The 2,202-nt window shown below is 69.3% G+C and carries 2 protein-coding genes; one reads left to right on the top strand and one right to left on the bottom strand.

Annotation, left to right across the window (positions count from 1 at the left end):
* The first annotated feature begins 323 nt into the window (after nt 1–323).
* Nucleotides 324–1,052: a helix-turn-helix domain-containing protein gene (locus tag GXY85_10200; protein NLW51194.1), complete on the top strand. Its 729-nt coding sequence runs from the start codon at nt 324–326 to the stop codon at nt 1,050–1,052.
* Nucleotides 1,053–1,171: 119 nt separating this feature from the next.
* On the opposite strand, the gene GXY85_10205 is transcribed toward GXY85_10200, so the two are convergent.
* The gene (locus tag GXY85_10205) at nt 1,172–1,825 is read right to left on the bottom strand and encodes a hypothetical protein (GenBank protein ID NLW51195.1); all 654 of its coding nucleotides are present in this window, start codon (nt 1,823–1,825) and stop codon (nt 1,172–1,174) included.
* Between the last annotated feature and the right edge of the window lie 377 nt (nt 1,826–2,202).

A 2,202-nucleotide genomic window follows, 5' to 3' on the forward strand; every position in this document is an offset into this window, starting at 1 on the left:
GACGTCCAGCGCCGGACCACCCCTGGCGCCAAGGCTACCAGAACATGCCCGCGCATTTATAGCTGCGGCAACAACCGGACATTTCTATCTGCCGTGTATAGCGGACATTTCTATCTGCGGTTGACACTCTCCTGTCTCCAGGGTTGACAACCCGACCGGAAAAACGCTATAACTATGCATACGTCGTCATAGTATATTCGTTATGGGTCCGTTTGTCAAGTGCAGAATCAGTTCCGCATCTTTTTGTCCTTGCGCTACGCTATTTCCGGCGGTATACTTGCTGTTACGGATATCGCCGATCCGCCGTGGGGAGGGGTGTGGTCATGGTGCGCACGGATACGAAGGAGCCTGTGTCTGTCGGGCAGCGGCTGCGCCGCGCCCGCGCCGACCTCGGGCTGCGCCAGGTCGAAATGGCCCGCGCAGTCGGAGTGACCCAGAGCAGCATCGCCGCCTACGAGACCGATCGCAGGCAGCCCCCCCTGCCCGTGGCCCTGGCTTTCGAGCACGTCTTCCGCATCAGCCACCGCTGGCTGCTCCATGCCCAGGGCGAGCGCCTCGTCCGCGCCGGCCCCCTCCGCCCCGCCATCCTGGCCTGTGCGCGCGAACGCAGGGCGCTGGAAGACGGCACCGACGCCGACCGCTACATCGCCGTCCCCTGCCTCCGAGACCCCGCCGACGCAGGCGCCGAGACGATCACCACGGAACAGATCGAGGAGTACTGCCTCATGCGACAGCGCGTGGCACCCCACCCCCAGCGGGTCCGCTGCCTGCGCATCCGCGGCGACGCCATGGCCCCCACACTGCCCGAGGGCAGCACGGTCGCCGTCGACACCACCCCGGTCCCCTTGCGCAACCTGGAGGGCCGCGTCGTCTGCGCCCGCACGCCCGAGGCGCCCGTCGTCGTCCGCCGCCTCCGCCTGCGCGACCCCTACGCCCTGCTCTTCTCCGAAAACCCCGACCAGCAGGCCCACCCGCCCATCATCGTCGACCTCCGCGACCGGCCGGACCCCGTCGTCGGTCAGGTCACCTGGGCCTGGGTCGACCTGCGGTAGTGCCGTGCGCTGCAACCGCGACGTTGCGCTTCAGACCCACCCCGAACGCGTTGCCCCGGGTGTTCCGCGCGGCGCCGTCCGGGTTCGCCACGGCCGCCCGCACGACCTGCCGGCCGCCCTCATGCCGCCTGCGACTGCTCGTCCGCCCCGTCGTCCGTGTCGATCGTCTCCAGTTCGGCCAGGAGGTCCGACTCGCTGATCACCTCGGAGGGCTCGCGCGTCTCGCACTCCACGTCGACCTTCTGTCCATCGACCAGTTGGAGCCCCGTGCCGTCGCCCAGAAGCGCCCTGCCCGCCTTCTGACGGCTGTGGACCATCTCCTCGATCGTCTCGATGCGCGCGACGCCCATGTGCAGGTCGGCCTTCATGTGCTCGAGCACGGCCGTCACGCTGCTGTCGAACGAACTCAGGACGGCGCCCAGCTCATTCTGGAATATGCAGGCCAGCGTGCGCCGGAAATGCTCGAGCTTCTCCTGCAGGCTCGGGATGCGGCCCTCGACCTCGACCATCCGCCGCTGGATGCTCCCGGCCTCGCGGAGCGCGTCCCGCGCACGGCCGTCGGCGGCCAGGGCCGCCTCTGCCGCGGCCTGGGCCTGCGCGTCCATCCGGTCGGCCAGATGGCGTTCGAGTTCGGCCAGCCGCCTCCGCAACTGCGCCTTCTGCACCATCTGCAAGACCATAAAACACACGGCCGCCAGCAGCACCCCGCCGAGGACCACCGCGGCACTCCAGTCCACGTTCGCCACCAGTTCCCTGAAGAACTCCGCCACCATGGCCGTCACTCCCCTACTCAGACGAACCAATGAGACCCCGCGCACGCCGCGGCCGGTCATCCGCCAGGTACGATACCGGCAGCCCGAACCCGATGGCAAGCGGGGCGTCCCCCAAGGCCGCCAGGATGCCCGCAACCGGTCTCAGAACGCCCCTCGGCGCCCGCCGCCATGCCCGCAAAACCTTGGCCCTGCCGCCCCAACGGCCTCCCACCCCTCCGCCTGGGCCCCCCCATGCACAGAAGCGTGGCGACGGCGCCGCAGGAGGATCCACGCCGCCAGCGCCGCCACGCAGACGGCCGTGACCGTCAGGATCGTCGCGTGGCCCAGGCTGGCCCACTTCGCCTGCTCGGGCGGCAGCTTCGTGCGCGGCGGTCTGC

This window comes from Candidatus Brocadiaceae bacterium (assembly GCA_012728835.1).
Lineage (GTDB): Bacteria > Planctomycetota > Brocadiia > SM23-32 > SM23-32 > JAAYEJ01.